The organism is Burkholderia oklahomensis C6786 (assembly GCF_000959365.1).
GTDB classification, from domain to species: Bacteria; Pseudomonadota; Gammaproteobacteria; order Burkholderiales; family Burkholderiaceae; genus Burkholderia; species Burkholderia oklahomensis.
Map to the genome: position 1 here is coordinate 574,656 of NZ_CP009555.1, position 18,022 is coordinate 592,677.

The window sequence follows — 18,022 nt, forward strand, 5'->3', positions numbered from 1 at the left end:
TTATCCCCAACTCGTGTGGATAACGTCGTGGACAAAACGTTGAATTCGATAAAATTTCGAATCGAAACAATGCCGTGCTTGGATTGCTTCGAAAGCGGGCGGCGCGCCGCGCGCGACGGCGGCGCGGGTCCCACCCGGAACGCGGCGTATTTTACTGGTTCCGCAACGGCGAACTCATGAAGGCTTACGTTTCGCTTCGAGCGCCTCCCAGCGCTCGAGCGCGGCGAGCAGCTCGTCGTCGAGCGCGGCGAAGCGTTCGGTGAGGCGCGCGCCCTCGTGCGGATCCTTCGAGAAGATCGAGCCGTCTTCGAGCCGCGCGCCGATCGTCTTCTGCTCGGCCTCGAGCCCGGCGATCCTCTCGGGCAGCGCGTCGAGCTCGCGCTGCTCGTTGAACGACAGCTTGACCGCGCGCTGCGCGTTGCGGCCCGCCGCGCTCTTCGGCGCGTCGTCCTTCGCGGGCGCGGGCTCCTTCGCGGCGCGCTTCGCCGCGTCCTCGTCGGCGATCCGCTGTGCGCGGTCGCGCTGGATCTGCCAGTCGGTGAAGCCGCCGACGTATTCGCGCCACTGCCCGTTGCCCTCCGACGCGATCACCGACGTGACGACGTTGTCGAGGAACGCGCGGTCGTGGCTGACGAGCAGCACCGTGCCGTCGTAGTCGGTCAGCAGCTCTTCGAGCAGTTCGAGCGTCGGGATGTCGAGGTCGTTGGTCGGCTCGTCGAGCACGAGCACGTTCGCCGGCCGCGCAAAGAGACGCGCGAGCAGGAGACGGTTGCGCTCGCCGCCCGACAGCGACTTGACGGGCGACCGCGCGCGTTCGGGCGCGAACAGGAAGTCGCCGAGATAGCTCATCACGTGCTTGCGCACGCCGCCGATCTCGACCCACTCGCTGCCGGGGCTGATCGTGTCCGACAGGCTCTTTTCCTGGTCGAGCTGCGCGCGCATCTGGTCGAAGTACGCGACCTGCAGGTTCGTGCCGATGCGCACCGTGCCCGCGTCGGGCGAAAGCCCGCCCAGGATCAGCTTGAGCAGCGTCGTCTTGCCGGCGCCGTTCGGGCCGATGAAGCCGATCTTGTCGCCGCGCATCACCGTCGTCGAGAAGCGGTCGACGACCGTGCGGTCGCCGTAGCGCTTCGTCACGTCGGTCAGCTCGGCCACGATCTTGCCGGACTTCTCGCCCTGCGCGACGTCGAGCCTCACGTTGCCCTGCGCGTTGCGGCGCTCCGCGCGCTCGCGGCGCATCTGCTCGAGCCGCGCGACGCGGCCGACGCTGCGCGTGCGCCGCGCCTCGACGCCCTTGCGGATCCAGACCTCTTCTTGCGCGAGCAGCTTGTCGAACTTCTCGTTCTCGACGCGCTCGACTTCGAGCTGCTGCGCCTTGCGGGTTTGATACGCGGAGAAGTTGCCCGGATACGACAGGAGACGCCCGCGGTCGAGCTCGACGATGCGCGTCGCGACGCGATCGAGGAACGCGCGGTCGTGCGTGATGAACAACAGGCCCGAGCGCTGCGTGACGAGCAACGCTTCGAGCCAGCGGATGCCGTCGAAGTCGAGGTGGTTGGTCGGCTCGTCGAGAAGCAGCACGTCCGGCTGCACGACGAGCGCGCGCGCGAGCGCCGCGCGCTTCTGCATCCCGCCCGACAGCGCATCGACCCGCGTGTCGCCGTCGAGCCCGATCTGCGCGAGCGTCGTCGCGACCCGCGTGCGCCAGCTCCACGCGTCCGTCGCGTCGAGCGACGATTGCAGCGCGTTCATCCGCGCGAGCAGCGCGTCGTGCTCCGCGCCTTCGGGCGCGTCCGCGAGCCGGTGCGAGATCCCGTCGTACTCGGCGAGGAGCGCGCGCGTCTCGGTCAGCCCCGACGCGACCGCGTCGAACACCGTCTGCCCGGCTTCGAATTCGGGCTCCTGCGGCACGTAGACCGTCACGAGGCTCTGCTGCCGCGTGACGAGCCCGTCGTCGAGCCTCGCGAGATCGGCGACGATCTTGAGCAGCGACGACTTGCCGGCGCCGTTGCGGCCGATGAGCCCGACGCGCTCGCCGGCTTCGAGCGAGAAATCCGCGTGATCGAGCAGCGCGACGTGGCCGAACGCGAGTTGCGCGCCGGTGATGGAATAAAGCGACATGGGGAAGACGGCGGAGAAGAATCGGAAGCGCACATTGTACCGGCGGCGGCGCGCGCCGCCGACACGGCACAATGGCCTAGGGCGACAGGCCGGGCGACGCGGCGTGCGGCGGAGGCTGCGAGGACCGGGCGCGGCCCTCGCATGGCGAACGGCCGGACGGGCTTACTTGACGTCGACCGAGATCGTGTGGCTGAGCTCCGGCCCGTACGAACGATGCGCGCCGTCGCCGAACTGCAGCGTCAGCGTGTGGCGGCCGGGCGGCAGCCTGACGTCGGTCTCGGTCTGGGGCTTGCCGAAGTGCAGCGAATGATCGCTGACGGGGATCACCTCGCCCTTCGGCACCGGCTTGCCGTCGATCAGCAGATGATGATGGCCGGTGTGGGGCGTCATGTCGCCCGCAGGCCTCAAGACGATATCGCCTTCGAGACCGAATTTGACGTGGACGGGGTTCGTGACGGACGCGCCGTCGGTCGGCTCGACGAAATACACCCTCGCTTCCGCGTGCGCCGAGGCGGACGCGAACAGCGCGGCCGCGGTGATTGCGCCGGCCAGCCATTTGTTGTTGAGCATCGCTCTCTCCTTTTGGGTTGAAAGGCCATCGAAGGATACACCGCGACCGGCGGGCGCGTCGCGGGTTTGGGTCCGGCTCGGACGCCCGGCCGACGCGCGCAACATGTGTGACGGCCGGGCTCGCGACGCGCGCGGACGAAAAGCGTGCGCGCCCGGTCCGCGCCGCGCTCCGACGAGCGCGCGCGACAATTCCGGTACCATTGCGCCTTTCGCCGCTCGACCGCCGCGTTCGCGCGATCGGGCGGCGTCGAATGCAACGGTTCTTCAAGAGTGCAACATGAGCGAAGTGGTCGAATACAAGAGCTGGGTCTGCCTGATTTGCGGCTGGATCTATAACGAAGAGGAAGGCTTGCCGGACGAAGGCATCGCGGCCGGCACCCGCTTCGCCGACATCCCGAACAGCTGGCGCTGCCCGCTGTGCGACGTCGGCAAGGAAGATTTCGTCGTCGTGGAGTTCTGATTCACGCGGCGAGGCGATCAACGTATCGACGGCGATCTTCGCTCGAAACGTCTTTGCTATACTCTGCCCTCGCCGATCGGCGGACTCGAGGCAGGATTCGAGAGTGATCGAGCCGGCGAAGGGTGCTGAGTCGTCCGCGTCGCACGGCCGGGGGCCGCAATCGACCGGTCGACGAGGAACGTACGCACTCCGTGCTCGGCGGCACCACATCTCACGCGAATTCGTTAAAATCGCAAAGTTCGGCGGGACAGGTTTGGAAACGGTTAGCAGTCGATATGCGATGCTTCCGACGATCCCGGCGAGACCTATCCGCTCCCCGTAGTTCAATGGATAGAACAAGCGCCTCCTAAGCGCTAGATACAGGTTCGATTCCTGTCGGGGGGACCAGTCAAGCGCCAAACCACCCCCAAGATTCACAAGAAATTACCCGCTCAAGCCCATCTGGCGGACTTCTGACACGCTGCCTCGATCGCCGTGGACGAAAACCGGAGCGTGCTTTATGTGTGAAAAATGGACAAGGTATTTTTGTACTTGGCAATAAATAGCGCCCCCTTCTGTGCGGCCTTCACGAAGAACGCCAAGCCAGACGGCGAAGGTGTCCGGTTTTCGGGTGGCCGCCCTAGGCTCGACGGGCCACATTTTCTCACGACTTGCCACGCCAACTATTCTGGGCGCAAAGCTTCAGACCGTCCAACGCATAGCAACCAGGCGAGAAGCCGGATGCATCGACAACTCGCCTAGGAAAATATCGAGGGTGGATCGTGCCGCTTGTATCAGACACCGGCACCTGTCGAGCCAACCTGCGGACCGGTGCCGTTCTGACTCCCGTCGTCCTCCGTCAAAAGCTCTCTCGCGAATGCTGCGAGGAGGGCGTCGGAGTCATCGACGAAGCCCCCCAGTTGCGTCGCGGCACGCGCTTGGAGATCCAGCCGCAGCGCTTCATAGGCGTCAGCCGGTCGCAGCAATGCGCGCAGCTCAGCTCGCGTGTCTGGATACGCAAGGCCACGTACGTCACGCCCGAGCAGCCCCGCTGCTGCCAAGCCCACATCAAAATTCGCGGCCTTGAGCAGGTCCGTCGCCTGCTCGTAGGTTCGCTCGATATTTCCGGCATCGACGTAGTTGCGCAGGACGAACAGCAGGTCGGCGGAGTCCGTATTTTTCGTCAGTCGCCTGTCCTTCCACGCGATGAGCTTGAGCAGGACGAACGCCGGCAGCGTTACGACGGGCACGACAAGACCTTCACCGATGCTCACCGGCTGCGCGGTATCGACCGCCTCTTGGAACCCAAGAACCGTCATCACGATGTCACCATCTGGGGGCCAGTGGATCTCGCCCGGCGGGCTCTCGATCTGACCGAAGGGCACAATATCAAGCTCACCTTCGTAGTCTTCCGCGCTGCGCTTGAACAGCAGCTTCTGCTGCTGCTTGGAATGACGCCTGAAGCGCTGCGTTTGCACCAACAGTTCGATTAGCGCGTCGTGGGACTCCCAACTAACGGCGCACACAGCGACGTCCACGTCGCGCGTGGCGACGGGGGCTCTGATATCGTGCAGATGCCACATGAGGATGTCACGCGCGGTCGCCCCCGCGAGCACGAATTTCGCACCAAGTCGTGCACACGCGTCTTTCACGTCGCGCAGCAACGCGATTGTGGGCGCCTCGACAGGCCGTTCGACAGGAACTTCAAGCGCGTTCTTTTGCAAGGTATCGATCATAAATAGTCTGGGCAACGGCACGATTCCGGTCGTCGCCAGAAGTGATTAGGTCGCTATAGACAAGGAGTGGATGGACCACTTCCCGGTGAGGCAGATTCCAACCTTCTTCCGCCTTGAGCGGCCAGAACGTATCGAGCACTTCAACGTTACCGCGCTCATCAGGCCGAAGCATCCCATTCATCATCAAGCGCGGCGTTACCCCCCCGTGAGAGTAGATCGTCAACGACGCGGGCTTGATCTCGTGGGTCAGGATGTCCGCGCCCGCTTCGCCGCCCAAGCGAGCATCGATGTCGAGAACCCCGGGTCCGCTCCACCAATTACTCTCCTTGGTCCAACTGGTAAAGCGACGTGGGCTGAGCTTCGGACGCAAACGCGTTGGAAATAGACTCACCCACTCCTCGATGAGCCGGCGGCGATCGGCAATGACCCGGCGCGCGCCTTTGTGCACGACTAGTCCTCTGTACATCAAATCGTCCATCGCCACGTTGACTGTGTTCAAGGCAACAGCCGAGCAATCCGCAATCGTGCGATAGGGGGCGTGCACGAGGCCCGGCTGGGTCAGGAGCGCGAAGGTCACGCGCAGTCCCTTGGGCGTCGTCGAGCGCGACGTCGGTTCCTTGAGATTCAGTGCGGGTTTATCACGCCCGACGATCATGATGGTTGCTTCGGGCTCTTGGAGATATGCGTTGCCCGCTGTATCGAGAAACGGGATGCCCTGCGCTATAAGATCATCCGCCATCCTCGACGTTATGTGCTGTGTGACAAGCATCAGCGGGCGCGCATCGTTCGGCGCGCGCCGCGAGAGCATGCGGTTGACGATGATACTTGCGCCTAGCGAACGGGTACCCGCGTTGATAACCACTGGCATGTCGAAGCGCTTCCCCGCAACGGTGAATCGGATCCACGCATCTGCCCCGTAGCTTGCCGAAACCCGAGCATGCGCGAGATCTTTCTTCTCGTTTGCAGTCATGGGCGCAGCGCGATAGTGGTGCGTCGCGTCAGAAAATGCTTCGCAAGCTAGCGTTAGCGCTTGCTGCTGTGTAGCGGTAAGGCGATCAAGGGAAGCCATCGAAGAATTTCCTTGTACGATAATTTTCAGTGTACGCCAAAAACGTACAAATTCAAAATAACGTACAGACAGACCGAAATCCCTCTTGCGATTGTGGCCCGCGATGCGTGAGGTGTTGCTGTATGTTTTTACGTTGCGTCCCCCGAAAACGTACAAGAAAGAATTAACGAACACCATGGAACGCTGGATGGGGTCGGATCGTTACGTTGAGACAGACAGTGACTGCACACCGGCGCGTCCCGTGCCGGACGCTGTTTCAGCCGCCCTGTCCGCAACATCGCTTCCGCGCTCTACCGCACGCGCAGCGCCATTCGAACTCTGGAACACATCCGTTGCTCAATAGCGTTACTGCATCGGGAAACTGGGCCGTCGACGCCAGTTCCAGTCGACCCTTCGCAAAAATGGGCATTACCCGTGGGCCCGCGCAAAGCTACTTGCAGCCCTAATTAAACGAAGCGCCGCTCACCAACTTCAGAATCTCCGCAATCCAAATCGGTTGCTCAGGATTCACAGTGTCCGAAACCGTTCCCTTTTGGACATTGGTGCGAAGCCATGTACGAAAGCAAGGCCTTACTATTTTTGGACATGGTGTGCGATTCGTACATCCATTTCGAACACATTGAGAGCCCAGCATGTCCCGGACCTTCGCATACGCCCGCGTAAGCACGACTGACCAGACGACAGCCAACCAACTCCGCGAGATCGAGGCGGCCGGATTTTCTGTCGACAAGCGCAGGGTTGTTACGGAGAGCATTTCCGGCAGCATCAGCGCGAATCAGCGGCCGGGGTTTGCGGAGTTGCTTCTCAAGATGGAAGAAGGCGACGTGTTGATCGTGACAAAGCTCGATCGACTGGGCCGGAACGCGATGGACGTGCGCGCGACCGTCGAAGCGTTGGCGGATCGCGGCATCCGGATTCATTGCCTCGCGCTCGGCGGTGTCGACCTAACCAGCGCGGCCGGCCGGATGACGATGCAGGTATTGAATGCCGTCGCTGAATTTGAACGCGACTTGCTGATTGAGCGGACGCGCGCAGGCATTACCCGCGCAAAAGCGGAAGGGAAAGCAATGGGTCGACCGTCCACCCTAATCAAACAACAACAAGCGGAGGTGTTACAGAAACTTGGTGAAGGTTTACCTATAGCCAGACTGGCGAGGGAATACGGCACAAGCCGCCAAACGATAATGCGGATACGCACTACCGGATAAGCCTTGTCCAGCAGCCATCAAGATCGTATCGCTGACGACTGCCGGCAGGCGAGCGCACCAAACCACAATTGACGTGCTGGCGGACACCATCAAAGTTTCATTAATCGCCACCTTGCCCTTCGTCCCGACCTTTTTCCGCCACCAGCTTCGCATAGTTGATATGCCCCAGTACCTTCGACATCGTTTCCGGAGACACTGAGCCCTTCTCAAGCAAATGCGTCAGTGCTCGAATGCGATGCCGATATCCCTTTGTGAGTCGAGGGCTATCGCCGTCCACCAACAATCCATGCACCTTGAGGCGATGCGGCTTCACGGAGAGTTTCTCTTTCCTTTCGGAGAGCACCCATCCACCAGCTTCGATCGTTTGATGAATAAACGCCTTCAGATCCTCAGGCGGTTGGCCTCGACCAGAAAGCACAACGTCATCGGCATAACGTGTGTACGTAATATCGCACTGAACAGCGTACTCTAGCAGTTGACGATCGTACGGGAGAAACACCAGATTGGATAGCACTGGGCTTGACGGAGCGCCCTGAGCAAGAAAGCCCTTGAAACAACTATAGGTCGCGACGAGTTGCGCAGCTTTCGGCTGGTAACCCACTTCCGTCAATGCTCGCTGTACGGCATCGAAGCTAGTGCTCTGGAAGAAATCCTTCACGTCAGCGGAGTACACCCAATCCGCACCGCAGTGTTTCGCTGCTGCCTCGATGTGCGAGCGGCCTGGTACGAATCCGTAGACACAGTCCGGATACGTCAACGATGTCGCTAAATTTCCACCTATCCATCGCTGAATAAGCTTCAAAGCAACTTTTGGAGACTGGATTTGCCGCAGCTTTGCACCAGAGCGGATTTCAAATTGCCGATAGTAGCGGTCTGGTCGCCGGGCGATAGCGCTCAAAAAAAGCGGACTGAACCCGAATAGTGTGGCGATAACGCGAGTCGAAACGGCCGGGGGAAGTTGCCGCTCAATGAGGAAACGAATCTCGTCAGCATGGATCTCTCGCGTCTCCTCCGCAAGAGCCTTGAGGAGGAAGTCCAAAGACGGGAAATTTACAAGAAGTGGTGGCGTGTTCACGGGAAGAGCAAAGCTGAGATTGCTTTCGTTGAGTCGCCTGCCGAACGGCGGACGATCCGAGGGAGCGGCCGCCGTTCGGCAGGCACCCTTCTGTCCATGGTCTTCGCAAATGAGCGCGATACGCACTCTCGCGAAACACGCCACCGGGGCGAGTATATCACTGCCATTTCCTTCTGCTCAGTCTAAGTGCCCGAACGACGTCCGTGGAACTCCTGCGTCGTCCATGAGGCACCGTCACGAGGCCCAACTCCGTCATGTAGAACCGGCCATCACGATCACGCAACAAAAGACCCTTCTTTCTCAGAGTATCCAGCTTTGTCGACAACCAACGTTCTGACGGCATCCAGAAATTTTGCGCAAGGACCGTGTGCAACTCGTTGACGGTGGCGGGAGACATGATCTTCGCCTGCACAAGGATGGCAACTATGGTCGGCTCTTGCGCCACTGGCGCCTGTATGTGGATCGTACCGTTTGGAAGTGCCACAGCATCGAGCACGGCCTGCGCGGCGTCCCTTATCTCATTAGCACGTTCGATCGACGTCACGTCTTCCGCGTCAATCCAGACAACACCTTGATCGGCTTCAATGAAGCCAACAGTAACCTCTGTAATTATGTCCGGAAACGCTCGCGTAAGAGTGTCACGCAGTAGGGCTTCGACCCGCTCATTTTCATCGTCAGATGACAGAGCGATGTGTACGTCCATATTGAAGCGGGCATTGAGTACCTTAGATAGATTGGCCAATCGCCGGCGAGAAGTCTGATTTTGCTCATGAGCACTGGATGCAACCCGCTGAGCATCCATCGAAAGAAATATGGTTCCATCGGCGATGCGGATGCTCTTGACGTGCCGCCGATGATCGCCGAGTGCGTCCAACACATCCTGTTCGCTAGATTTGGCCAAGTTTTCTCCAAATACTCACAATGCTTCCAATGGCGTGACGCGCACGTTTATTCCAATTCCGAGCGGCATCCGAATTTTTATCCTCAAGCCTGACACGCTTGTTTTCTACGATTGCAAGAACAGCCGGCTTGTAGTCAGCAATAACTCGCATGCGATAGCCATCGCGCAGAATATCCGCCAAGCTGGTGAGGGCGTCCGTTGCTACATGAATCATCCCCTCGCCCTCGCCGTGGGTCAGCAACTGCAGTTTGACTTGGCGTTGGACCTCTGACTTGATGCGCTTAAGGACCGCACCTTCCAAGAGTCCCGGGAGATCACTGTGAGACGCTCCTGCATACTCCGGTTGTCCAGACTGGAGCATTTCTCGGACGGACAAATAGACTGCGTAATAGTATCGATTGAATGCGCTGCGGCCGTAGAGGTTCGCATCCCCCTTATCTTGGGCATCGATCGCCTGCTGCGCTAAAGAGTTTGCCACTCTTTCCATCGTAGTCGCTTGCCCGCATCAACAAGGCACCCATTATACGAAATCGGGTGAATCCGGCGGGTGCAGAAAAATCTCGCATGAGATCGAAATCCGCTTCTTTTGTCATGGGCCGAGAAGGCGGCGGCGCGGGGACTCCTTTGCGCGCAGCGTCCCAGACGGCGGGACAATTTACAAAGCGAGCGCGCAAACACTGTACGCTCACTCGCCTGTCTCCAACGTTGTCTCCAAGAAAATGTGTATTTTGGAGACACACTTGGAGATGGCCACGCCCCCGCCAGACAAGGCAGACAAGCCGATACGAGTACTTGTCTCCAAATCTCCAAAGATTTTTGCCTCCGGCGGCGCGACATATGGTTCCTATAGTATCTGCTTCGGCCGATCGAGCCTTCGCTCAGATGTCTGTTGGTATTTCCGTTGGTATCTATGAAAGCGCTGCATCCATGAACCGCTTCCAGCCTAGAGATATGAATTCTGTCGGGGACCAGCCAAGCGCCAAACGTCTCCCAAGCTTCACAAGAAAAAGCCCGCTCAGCCCCGCCGATGCTCGTTTTTTCTGGACAACTCACCCAACGCGCGTATGATGGGTCCGATCTGCTCGCGTTCCTTACGCAAACGCTCCAGATTGTTCGTCGCACCCTTCCCCTCGTGCGTCGCTGCCTCTCACGCAATCGACGCCTTCCGCGCTGCACAGGACGCTCGATGCGTCGCACGCGCACGAAGCCGAAGCCATCCGATCATCGCGATCCGCTGCTCACGATCGCCAGGAGTTCGCCATGAGCATGCATGTGTATCGCGGATTCGAAATTCATCCGCTCATCTATCCCCATGTGCCCGCCGGAGAGGGCCGCGGCCACAACTACGAAGCGGGCTTCGACGCCGCCGTGCGAATCTGCCCGCGCTCGCAGCAAACGGCCTCCTCCCAAGGCCGCATCTTCAAGCTCGCCGATCGCTCTCCGTTCTCCAACGCCGGCGATGCGCGACGAGCATCGCTGCTGTACGCGGAGGAGATCATCGACCGGAACGAAGGCGAGCACTGGGTGTTTTCCGAAGCCGGCTGACCGGCGTCGCTTCTTCGCATTCCGCAGAAAATCTCGATTCGACGAGGGCGCCTCACACGATTCCTGCCCGATGAAATGCTCATCGACGAGGTTCCTTGTCTCGTGCCGCCGAACGAAATCGCACAGGTCGACTGCAAACCGCCGTCCGGAACCTTCGACGACGTTCGATCCCGTTATCGCGCATCCCTGACGTACGCCGCCGTCCGGGCGCTGTCGCTCGGCGTCGGAAATTCGGAGCGCGAATCGGACGGCATGGCCGGCAAGATCATGTGCCCGCCCCGATGAACGCACTTCGCCCCGTCTTCCTACTCACGCCAAGGAAACTTGTGACGACCATCACGCCCAGGCTCAACGAACCCATCGACGTCACGCTCAGGCGCTTTCGAAGAGAAATCGAACGCGTTGGCCTGATTCGCGAATTGCGCGACCGCCGCAGCTATGAAAAACCGACCGCGATGCGAAAACGCAAGAAGGCCAGCGCCGTCGCGCGCCAGCGAGCACGCCTCAAGCGGTCGATGCCGCCCAAGAAATCATACTAGCGATGCCGTCGCGTCCGGCCGGGCGCCGGACGCGTAACCTGGACACGACATGCACCCGCCGATTCATACCCGTTACGTCGACTTGCTGTGCTTTCTCGTGATCAACCAGCTTGTCACCCGGACGCTGACCCGCAGGTGGTTGCGCCCCGACTATCTGGTCGAATCGATGCGCGCGTGGCTGTCGTCGCAGCAGACCCAATGCGACTGGCGCGACCGAATCTGGCTCGCGCGCGCGTCCGGCGAAATCGCGCGCTCGATGTATTCCGTCGACGAACGGGCGCCCCCTTCAGCCTCTTCGCTGCTTCAACTCTGCCGCCATGACGTCGACAACACGACGATCGAAGCGCTGATGCTTCGCGCGAAATGCACGCAGTACTTGCGAACGCACGTCTGAACCGCATCGCGCAAGTCACTTCCAGTTCGGATCCTGCTTCAACTGCTCCTGCAGATACGCCTTCATCCGTTCGTCCGGCTTGCCGAACCAGCGGAAGCTCGCGTACTTGCTCGGCGCGTCGTAGGCGCCCGGCATCTCCGGCAGCGTCACGAGCATCCCCCACATCCGGTGTGCGTCTTCGTCGATCACGCCGTAGAACTGGTTGGCCGCGCAATCGTGCGGCTTGCACATCCATCCCACCAGATATGACGCGCCGTCGACCTGCTCGCGCTTGTACGGCGAACTGACCCGGTTGTCGCTCGCGAGCCAGCCCGGCACGCGCGTTTCCTTCGCGAGCATCCGCTGCCACGCGGTGCGGTTCGCGCTTTGCGCAATGGCCTCGGAGAAAGTCGGCGCCGGCTCGTCGGCGGCGATCGCCGGACCCGCCGCGCCGACGATCAGTACGGCCACTGCTGCGGCGCATGCGGACGAACGCAAGAGTTGAAAGATCATGAATGCCCCCCGGGATTATTCGTTTCGAATGAGACGTAAGCTCCGCCGGCAAGTTCCGGTCGCGTTGCGCGAATCCTGCCGGCCATTCGCCTCCGATGCGAAAACGTGCAATAAACACCCGCGCCGTATCGCCGCCGACGCCCGCTTCCATGCCCCCTTCGACTCCCGCGGAAGGCTCTGGCATTCGTGTATTTTTGCGCTATGATCGTCGCTGCTCCAATCGGCATTACCCGGCAGTCGCGTCATTAAAACTATTACCAGGACGACATCAAGTGAACGACAACGACGTGAGCCAAACGGAAAGCCATGCCGCTCTCCTGGCGCGCATCCAAGGGCTCGAATCCCAAGTGGCCCAGTTGAAGGAAACGCTCGACGTGCAGGTCGAGACGAGCCTCCGCAAGCAGATGTTCGTACCGAGATTCGACATCGCCGATGCCGTGGACACGCACCGGTTCATGTCGGCCTCGACCTGCGGCGCATCGGATCTTCTGCACCCCGAATATCGGCGAATCTGCGCGCGCCTCGGCATCGAGCCGCGCTTTCACCGCAAGGTTTGGGAATGGGCGTTCATCATCCACAAGCTGGAACAGGCCGGCATGCTGGCCGCGGGCAAGCGCGGGCTCGTGTTCGGCGTCGGGCGCGAACGGCTGCCCGCATACTTCGCGAGCCGCGGCGTATCGGTCGTCGCGACCGACGCGCCCGAAGAAATCGGCGAGCAGGCCGGCTGGACGAAGTCGTTCGAGCACAGCAGCTCGCGCGATCAGCTGCGCTATCCGGACATCGTGTCCAACGAGCAGTTCGATCGCCACGTGTCGTATCGGATCTGCGACATGACCGCGATCGACAAGACACTCACCGGCTTCGATTTCACGTGGTCGTCGTGCTGCTTCGAGCATCTCGGCTCGCTCGAGGCGGGCATGCAGTTCGTCGTCGACAGCGTCGAGCAGACGCTGAAGGACGGCGGCATCGCGTGCCACACGACCGAATTCAATCTGTCGTCGAACGAGAGCACGCTGGATCACGGGCCCGTCGTCTTCTATCGGAAGCGGGACATACTGGCGCTCGTCGAGCGTCTGCAGGATCTCGGGCATGAAGTGCAGCCGTTCGTCGTCGCGCCGGATTCGCATTACCTCGATTCGTATATCGATCTGCCGCCGTACCGGCAGGAGACGCACTTGAAGCTGCTGATGGCGGCGCACGTGGTGACGTCGGCCGGCATCGTCATCCGAAAGAACGGGCTGCGCGACAAGCGCAAATAGTCTTCCGGATGCAGCGGCGCCGGTCGCCGCGATTCGCCGGCTGCGCGGCGGCTGGCGCGAAACCACGGCGCCGGTCGCCACGCGCGCGACCGAGCGCGCGCGATGCGCCTTCGATTCGTACGTGGCGGCATGACGAGCGCACGCCGAACGCTCGTCATGCAGCACCGTCGATCGCAGCCGGCGAGTCCGCATCGGCAATGCGGCCTTCGGACGACGCCGCGAGCGAGCCTGCATCGCGCATCGCCCGAATCGCCTCGCCATGGATCGCCCCTTTCGCCTGGCATGCACGATGCTTGCCTTGCAAGACCGCAAGCTTTGCTGCGATGATTGACGCCGATCCGCCGTTCCGGACACCGTCGGCGAAGCAACGGGCCCGGCCGCTCGCCGCCGTCTGCCGCGACCCGCGCCGCGTTTGCTGCGGCACGCCGATCCGACGCCCGACCGCCGCCAGCAGCCTGCGCGCGGCCGGCCACGAAGCCTTCCGAATCGCGATGAAAGCCAGCCCCCCCGATCCCGCCGACAAGAAACGCCGACGCCCGTCGAACCTCGCGCTCAACCTATTCGCCGTGCTGGTCGGTCTCGTGACGTTCGGCCTCGGCGCGGCGTGGGTGATCTACTCGTGGATCGTCGATCGCGAAGCGCCGTACTTCGCGATCCCGCTCGTCTTTTCGGTGCCGGTGATCGTCGCGGTCGCCGTGCGCAGCATCTGGGAGTGATGCGGCTTCGCTCGCGATGGCGCCGCCTCGCACGCGCCGTCCTTGCTGCCCGCTCGCACGACGCCGCCCGCAGAAGCAACCGAAATCGCCGTCGCCGCGAATTTCCCGGCCGGTCCGCTGTCCTATCGCGCGAGACGTTCGCCCGAATCCTGTTCCTTGCTCGATCGCCATGTCATCCACGCCGCATCGTCCACGCTCCGGCCTCTCCGCCGTCCGTCTGCTCTCCGCCGTTTGCCTCGTCTGGATCGCGTCCATTCTGTGCGTCGCGTTCGCGTCGCCCGCGCACGCGGCGGGAAAGACCTGTGCACGCACGTCGGCCGCGCACGGCAACGCCTGCCGCATCGCGCGCAGCGTTCATGCGAAGCACGTCAAGCGCACAGCGCGCGCGCGACATCACCGGCCGCACGTGAAGAAGAAGCCCGCGGCGATCCACAAGAAGACCAGGCATCGCACGCGCTCGGCGCATCCGCATCAACCGACGCGCAAGCGCCACCGCGCGTCGCGCGCCGTCGCCGCCGCGGCCTCGAAGCCGCAACTGCTCGCAAGCTGCGGCTACACCGGCGCGGCGCGCAGCCTGCTGCGCTCGCGCGCGATCTACGTCGTCGACGAAAGGACGGGCACGGTATTGATCGAGAAAAATGCGAATCGCGTCGTGCCGATCGCGTCGGTCACGAAGCTGATGACGTCGATGGTCGCGCTCGACACGCGCGCGCCGCTGTCGCGGCCGCTGCGCGTCAGCGCACAGGACCGCGACTACGAGAAGCTCACGGGATCGCGCCTGAAGGTCGGCTCGGTGCTGTCGCGCCGCGACATGCTGCACATCGCGCTGATGTCATCGGAAAACCGCGCGGCGGCGGCGCTGTCGCGCGACTATGCGGGCGGCCGCCCGGCATTCGTCGCCGCGATGAACCGCAAGGCGCGCACGCTCGGGATGAAGCACACGCATTTCGTCAACGCGACCGGGCTGTCGCCCCGCAACGTGTCGACGGCGCACGATCTGTCGCGGCTCGTCGCCGCGGCGAGCCGCTATCCGCGCATCAAAACGTTCTCGACCGATACGTCGAAGACCGTCTTCCCCGGCCGCGGCCAGCTCCGGTACGTGAATTCGGACGCGCTCGTGCGCGCGGGCGACTCGAACATCATGTTGCAGAAGACCGGCTTCATCAACGAAGCCGGCCATTGCGTGGTGTTCCGCTACGCGGTGCGGGGGCGCCCCGTCGACATCGTGCTGCTCGGCGCGCCGGGGTCGAGCGACCATATCGCCGATGCGATGAAGATCCGTCGCTGGCTCACGTGCTCGATGCGATGACGCCCCGGCGGACGTCCGCCGCCGGGGCACCGCCCACCGCCCGCACTCCGCCCGCACATTGCGCGCCGCGGCCAAGCCGCATTGCGTCGGATCGGCGCGGCGCCGCTTACTTCTCGACCGCGCGCGCCACTTCGTTCGACCCGTACCACAGCCGGTAGCGGACATCGAATCCGTTCGGCACGTACACGACGATCGGCAGGCGGCTGTTGTAGCGCAGCAGATAGCCGCTGCCGCGGACGGGCACGAACGCCTCCTGCGCGTCCTGCCCCGGGCACGCCATCAGCGTGCCGGCCGGCCCCTTCGCATCGGCGAGCACGTAATACGAATAGCCCCAGCCCTGCACCGTCTCATGCTTGAGATCGCCGCCGAACCAGTGCTGGTTGCAGTCGACCTTGATCGTCTTGCCGACGATCAGCTCGACGCGAATGTCGTCCTCCAGCTTTTCGGCGGGCAGCACGATCACTGCGCGCTTCTGTCCCGCCTGCGCGGCCGGGAACATCTTGATGTCTTCCGCTGACGGCTTGGGCGCGGACGCGGCGTCGACGCCCGTGGCGGACGTCGGCGCGCTCGCCGCCACCGCGACGCCGGAGAAGCCGACGAGTGCGGCGCACGCCGCCCAGGCGACCAAGCGAGAGGCTGATTTCATACGGTGCTCCTGAAGAGTGGTTGAATATGGACGGAAGCGTCACGCGCAGCCAACTTCCGCATTTCGACTGCTTTCGTGATTGTAATGTGCAGACACAATTCGCTTCGAACCAAGCGGGTCTGCGCGCTTCACAATGGAAACGGCAGTGAAAACAGAGAGAAAGGAGCATGTCATGCTGAAACTTGTCGCTTCGCTCGGAGCCGCGGCGCTCCTTGCCGGCTGCGTTGCCGTGCCGGACGACGGTTACGGCTATGGCTACGCGCAGCCGTACTATCCGGGCGGCTATGTGTACGGACCGGGTTATTCGCCCGTGTACGGAACGGTGAACATCTGGGGCGGCGGCGGATGGCGGGACCGCGACCATTGGCGGGGCGACGACGACCGCTGGCGAGGCGGCTGGCGCGGCGGCGGCGGCAATTGGCACGGCGATCAGTCGCGCGGCGGGCGCGGCAACGGCTGGCAAGGCGGCCGTGGCCCCGCGGGCGGCCGCAACGTCCGCGGCGGCAACGATTGGCCGGGCAACGGGGGCGGCAATGGCGGCGGCCACGGCGGGCGACATTGACGCCCGCCGTCGATTTGCAACGAGTTGTATCGAAGAAGCGCGCGGCGGCTGCGGTCGCGGACCGCTGCGACGATTGCAGCGGACGCGCTGACTATCGACCTGCTGTCTGAAGAACGGGGCTCGGCGCGTCGGCAGCGCCATCGTCCGACGCCGACGATCACAGCATTCGCTCTCCTCGCGCCTCTCGAAGAACGTCCAAGCGGACTGCTTCGCGCGTTTCGATAGCGCGTCGCTGCTCGATCGGCATGGGCATCCAAGGCGTCCGGCAGCCGCAAAATCCGCCCGATCGAATCAGCGCGATCCGACCCACACCGCATGGATGCGGCCGCCGGATCGCGCGCGCCGGGCCGCGCATCGCGCCGACTCCCCCGGGCGCGTCGTTCCCGTTACCACCCGGCAGGCTGCGGCTGCGCGTAGCCATACGCGCCGTAGCCGTCGTCGTACGCTTGTGCGCCGCAACCGACGTATGCGCGTCGATACCGGTCGTAGCAATAGCCCGCGGGCGGACCGCCGTACGCAGGCGCGGGTTGGTACTGCGCCGGCTGATAGGCAGGCGACTGATACGCAGGCGCCTGATACGCGGGCGCCTGATATACGGGCGCCGGGTACGCGACGGCCGGCGCGGGATTCAGCGCAGAAGTGACGATCGCGCCCAGCACAGCGCCGCCGATCAGCGCGCCGACGATATCGCCGCCGCGATCGTGCGCGCTAGCCGGGCCGGCAAGCGCGAGACTGCCCGCCGTCACCAGAACTGCCGCGATCTTCTTCATGTCGGACTCCGCCAAACGTGGTGCATGACGAAACCCATTGTGGGCGCCGTCGACCGTAATAGATGCAGCAAGTGGTAACGTGGAATTACGCGTGTCACATCCGTGCTCGCGCCGCGTGGGCCGTGCTACGATTTTCGGCACCCAGGAGACGCCCTCGATGAGCCCAGACACCGCCCGCCAATTCGATACCGAGTTCGCGCCGCGCATCGCGCGCGCAATCGCCGACTTGCTGGGTCACCGGGCGAGCGCCGAGGTCGTCGGCTACGGCGGACACGGCCATCCGACACAAGTGCGGATCGCCGCGCCGCCCGCCGAGCACGTGCGCGGCTACGCGCATCCGCTCGACATCGCGCTTACGTGGGACACCGACGAGATCGAGCGTCTGATGGCGGCGGACGGGCCCGCGCGCTTCGAGCGCTATCTCGCCGCGTTGGGGCGCAAGCTGCCGGCCTGGGAAAACGCGCGCGGCATCGACTTCGGCTCGCGCACGCAAGCCGATGCGTTCGTGCTGATCGGCGGGCTTGATTTCGAGGCATGACGGTGGCGGAGCGCGTCGTCTCGCTCGATTGACGGACGGATTCGCCGCGTCTCGATGCGTCGATTGGCCTGTCGATTGGCCTGTCGATTCGCTTGGCGATTCGCCGTCGCGGCCGATCGCCATCACATCACGC

At 62.9% G+C, this 18,022-nt stretch carries 22 protein-coding genes and 1 tRNA gene; 12 read left to right on the forward strand and 11 right to left on the reverse strand.

All coding sequences use genetic code 11. The features are described 5' to 3' along the window. Window positions 1-174 precede the first annotated feature (174 nt). Entirely contained in the window at window positions 175-2,121 is a 1,947-nt protein-coding gene (locus tag BG90_RS02540) for an ATP-binding cassette domain-containing protein (protein WP_010114443.1), read from the reverse strand. Between the two features lie 162 nt (window positions 2,122-2,283). Continuing rightward, entirely contained in the window at window positions 2,284-2,691 is a 408-nt protein-coding gene (locus BG90_RS02545) for a DUF4399 domain-containing protein (RefSeq protein WP_010102318.1), read from the reverse strand. A gap of 277 nt (window positions 2,692-2,968) precedes the next feature. On the opposite strand from BG90_RS02545, the gene BG90_RS02550 reads away from it, so the two are divergent. Both BG90_RS02550 and BG90_RS02555 read left to right on the forward strand, forming a co-directional pair. Further along, complete coding sequence (locus tag BG90_RS02550) at window positions 2,969-3,151, forward strand: rubredoxin (protein WP_010102316.1); 183 nt, start codon at window positions 2,969-2,971, stop codon at window positions 3,149-3,151. 312 nt (window positions 3,152-3,463) lie between these two features. After that, a tRNA-Arg gene (locus tag BG90_RS02555) sits at window positions 3,464-3,538 on the forward strand. A gap of 386 nt (window positions 3,539-3,924) precedes the next feature. Here the strand turns inward: BG90_RS02555 and BG90_RS02560 are convergent. Next, the gene (locus BG90_RS02560) at window positions 3,925-4,866 is read right to left on the reverse strand and encodes a nucleotidyl transferase AbiEii/AbiGii toxin family protein (RefSeq protein ID WP_010114442.1); all 942 of its coding nucleotides are present in this window, start codon (window positions 4,864-4,866) and stop codon (window positions 3,925-3,927) included. Further along, window positions 4,835-5,935: a type IV toxin-antitoxin system AbiEi family antitoxin gene (locus tag BG90_RS02565; RefSeq protein WP_045568038.1), complete on the reverse strand. Its 1,101-nt coding sequence runs from the start codon at window positions 5,933-5,935 to the stop codon at window positions 4,835-4,837. Before BG90_RS02565 ends, BG90_RS02560 begins: the two co-directional genes overlap by 32 nt. A gap of 632 nt (window positions 5,936-6,567) precedes the next feature. Here BG90_RS02565 and BG90_RS02570 point away from each other — a divergent pair. Further along, window positions 6,568-7,143: a recombinase family protein gene (locus BG90_RS02570; RefSeq protein ID WP_010114440.1), complete on the forward strand. Its 576-nt coding sequence runs from the start codon at window positions 6,568-6,570 to the stop codon at window positions 7,141-7,143. A gap of 100 nt (window positions 7,144-7,243) precedes the next feature. Here the strand turns inward: BG90_RS02570 and BG90_RS31640 are convergent, their stop codons facing one another. Genes BG90_RS31640 through BG90_RS34565 form a run of 3 tightly spaced genes read right to left on the reverse strand, consistent with a single transcriptional unit; the run spans window position 7,244 to window position 9,606 of the window. Beyond that, on the reverse strand, window positions 7,244-8,344 hold the full coding sequence (locus BG90_RS31640; protein ID WP_158335882.1) for a reverse transcriptase family protein: 1,101 nt from the start codon (window positions 8,342-8,344) through the stop codon (window positions 7,244-7,246). Window positions 8,345-8,375: 31 nt separating this feature from the next. Further along, window positions 8,376-9,119 carry a hypothetical protein gene (locus BG90_RS02580; RefSeq protein WP_124072293.1) on the reverse strand — a complete coding sequence of 248 codons (744 nt, stop codon included), beginning with the start codon at window positions 9,117-9,119 and terminating at the stop codon, window positions 8,376-8,378. Next, window positions 9,106-9,606 carry a hypothetical protein gene (locus tag BG90_RS34565; RefSeq protein WP_124072294.1) on the reverse strand — a complete coding sequence of 167 codons (501 nt, stop codon included), beginning with the start codon at window positions 9,604-9,606 and terminating at the stop codon, window positions 9,106-9,108. Before BG90_RS34565 ends, BG90_RS02580 begins: the two co-directional genes overlap by 14 nt. Window positions 9,607-10,379: 773 nt before the next feature. Between BG90_RS34565 and BG90_RS02590 the strand changes: the two genes are divergently transcribed. The 4 genes from BG90_RS02590 to BG90_RS02600 all read left to right on the forward strand — a co-directional run bounded on the left by BG90_RS02590 (window position 10,380) and on the right by BG90_RS02600 (window position 11,597). Continuing rightward, window positions 10,380-10,664, forward strand: a complete 285-nt coding sequence (locus tag BG90_RS02590; protein ID WP_010114436.1) for a hypothetical protein — start codon at window positions 10,380-10,382, stop codon at window positions 10,662-10,664. A gap of 75 nt (window positions 10,665-10,739) precedes the next feature. Next, window positions 10,740-10,949 (forward strand): hypothetical protein, encoded by a 210-nt coding sequence (locus tag BG90_RS02595; protein WP_010102314.1) that lies wholly within the window; start codon window positions 10,740-10,742, stop codon window positions 10,947-10,949. Window positions 10,950-10,990: 41 nt separating this feature from the next. Further along, window positions 10,991-11,203 carry a 30S ribosomal protein S21 gene (gene rpsU / locus BG90_RS30950; protein ID WP_010102313.1) on the forward strand — a complete coding sequence of 71 codons (213 nt, stop codon included), beginning with the start codon at window positions 10,991-10,993 and terminating at the stop codon, window positions 11,201-11,203. Between the two features lie 49 nt (window positions 11,204-11,252). Continuing rightward, window positions 11,253-11,597, forward strand: coding sequence for a hypothetical protein (locus BG90_RS02600; RefSeq protein WP_045568039.1), 345 nt, complete (start codon window positions 11,253-11,255; stop codon window positions 11,595-11,597). A gap of 15 nt (window positions 11,598-11,612) precedes the next feature. On the opposite strand, the gene BG90_RS02605 is transcribed toward BG90_RS02600, so the two are convergent. Further along, window positions 11,613-12,089 (reverse strand): inhibitor of vertebrate lysozyme family protein, encoded by a 477-nt coding sequence (locus tag BG90_RS02605; RefSeq protein WP_010114435.1) that lies wholly within the window; start codon window positions 12,087-12,089, stop codon window positions 11,613-11,615. 347 nt (window positions 12,090-12,436) lie between these two features. Here BG90_RS02605 and BG90_RS02610 point away from each other — a divergent pair, with 347 nt between their 5' ends. Then, window positions 12,437-13,348, forward strand: coding sequence for a class I SAM-dependent methyltransferase (locus BG90_RS02610; RefSeq protein ID WP_234419669.1), 912 nt, complete (start codon window positions 12,437-12,439; stop codon window positions 13,346-13,348). Between the two features lie 154 nt (window positions 13,349-13,502). On the opposite strand, the gene BG90_RS34570 is transcribed toward BG90_RS02610, so the two are convergent. Continuing rightward, a complete protein-coding gene (locus tag BG90_RS34570) occupies window positions 13,503-13,772 on the reverse strand; it encodes a hypothetical protein (protein ID WP_124072295.1) in 270 nt (89 codons plus the stop codon). Between the two features lie 67 nt (window positions 13,773-13,839). Between BG90_RS34570 and BG90_RS02615 the strand changes: the two genes are divergently transcribed. Both BG90_RS02615 and BG90_RS02620 read left to right on the forward strand, forming a co-directional pair. Then, a complete protein-coding gene (locus tag BG90_RS02615) occupies window positions 13,840-14,064 on the forward strand; it encodes a hypothetical protein (RefSeq protein ID WP_025989722.1) in 225 nt (74 codons plus the stop codon). Between the two features lie 169 nt (window positions 14,065-14,233). After that, a complete protein-coding gene (locus BG90_RS02620; RefSeq protein ID WP_010114432.1) occupies window positions 14,234-15,373 on the forward strand; it encodes a serine hydrolase in 1,140 nt (379 codons plus the stop codon). 106 nt (window positions 15,374-15,479) lie between these two features. Here the strand turns inward: BG90_RS02620 and eco are convergent, their stop codons facing one another. Further along, the gene (gene eco / locus BG90_RS02625) at window positions 15,480-16,019 is read right to left on the reverse strand and encodes a serine protease inhibitor ecotin (RefSeq protein WP_038800549.1); all 540 of its coding nucleotides are present in this window, start codon (window positions 16,017-16,019) and stop codon (window positions 15,480-15,482) included. A gap of 172 nt (window positions 16,020-16,191) precedes the next feature. Here eco and BG90_RS02630 point away from each other — a divergent pair, with 172 nt between their 5' ends. After that, a complete protein-coding gene (locus tag BG90_RS02630; protein WP_045568040.1) occupies window positions 16,192-16,581 on the forward strand; it encodes a hypothetical protein in 390 nt (129 codons plus the stop codon). A 386-nt stretch (window positions 16,582-16,967) separates the two neighbouring features. On the opposite strand, the gene BG90_RS36370 is transcribed toward BG90_RS02630, so the two are convergent. Then, the gene (locus tag BG90_RS36370) at window positions 16,968-17,351 is read right to left on the reverse strand and encodes a hypothetical protein (RefSeq protein ID WP_025989721.1); all 384 of its coding nucleotides are present in this window, start codon (window positions 17,349-17,351) and stop codon (window positions 16,968-16,970) included. Between the two features lie 157 nt (window positions 17,352-17,508). Between BG90_RS36370 and BG90_RS02640 the strand changes: the two genes are divergently transcribed. Continuing rightward, on the forward strand, window positions 17,509-17,889 hold the full coding sequence (locus BG90_RS02640; protein ID WP_010102302.1) for a DUF5594 family protein: 381 nt from the start codon (window positions 17,509-17,511) through the stop codon (window positions 17,887-17,889). Window positions 17,890-18,022 lie beyond the last annotated feature (133 nt).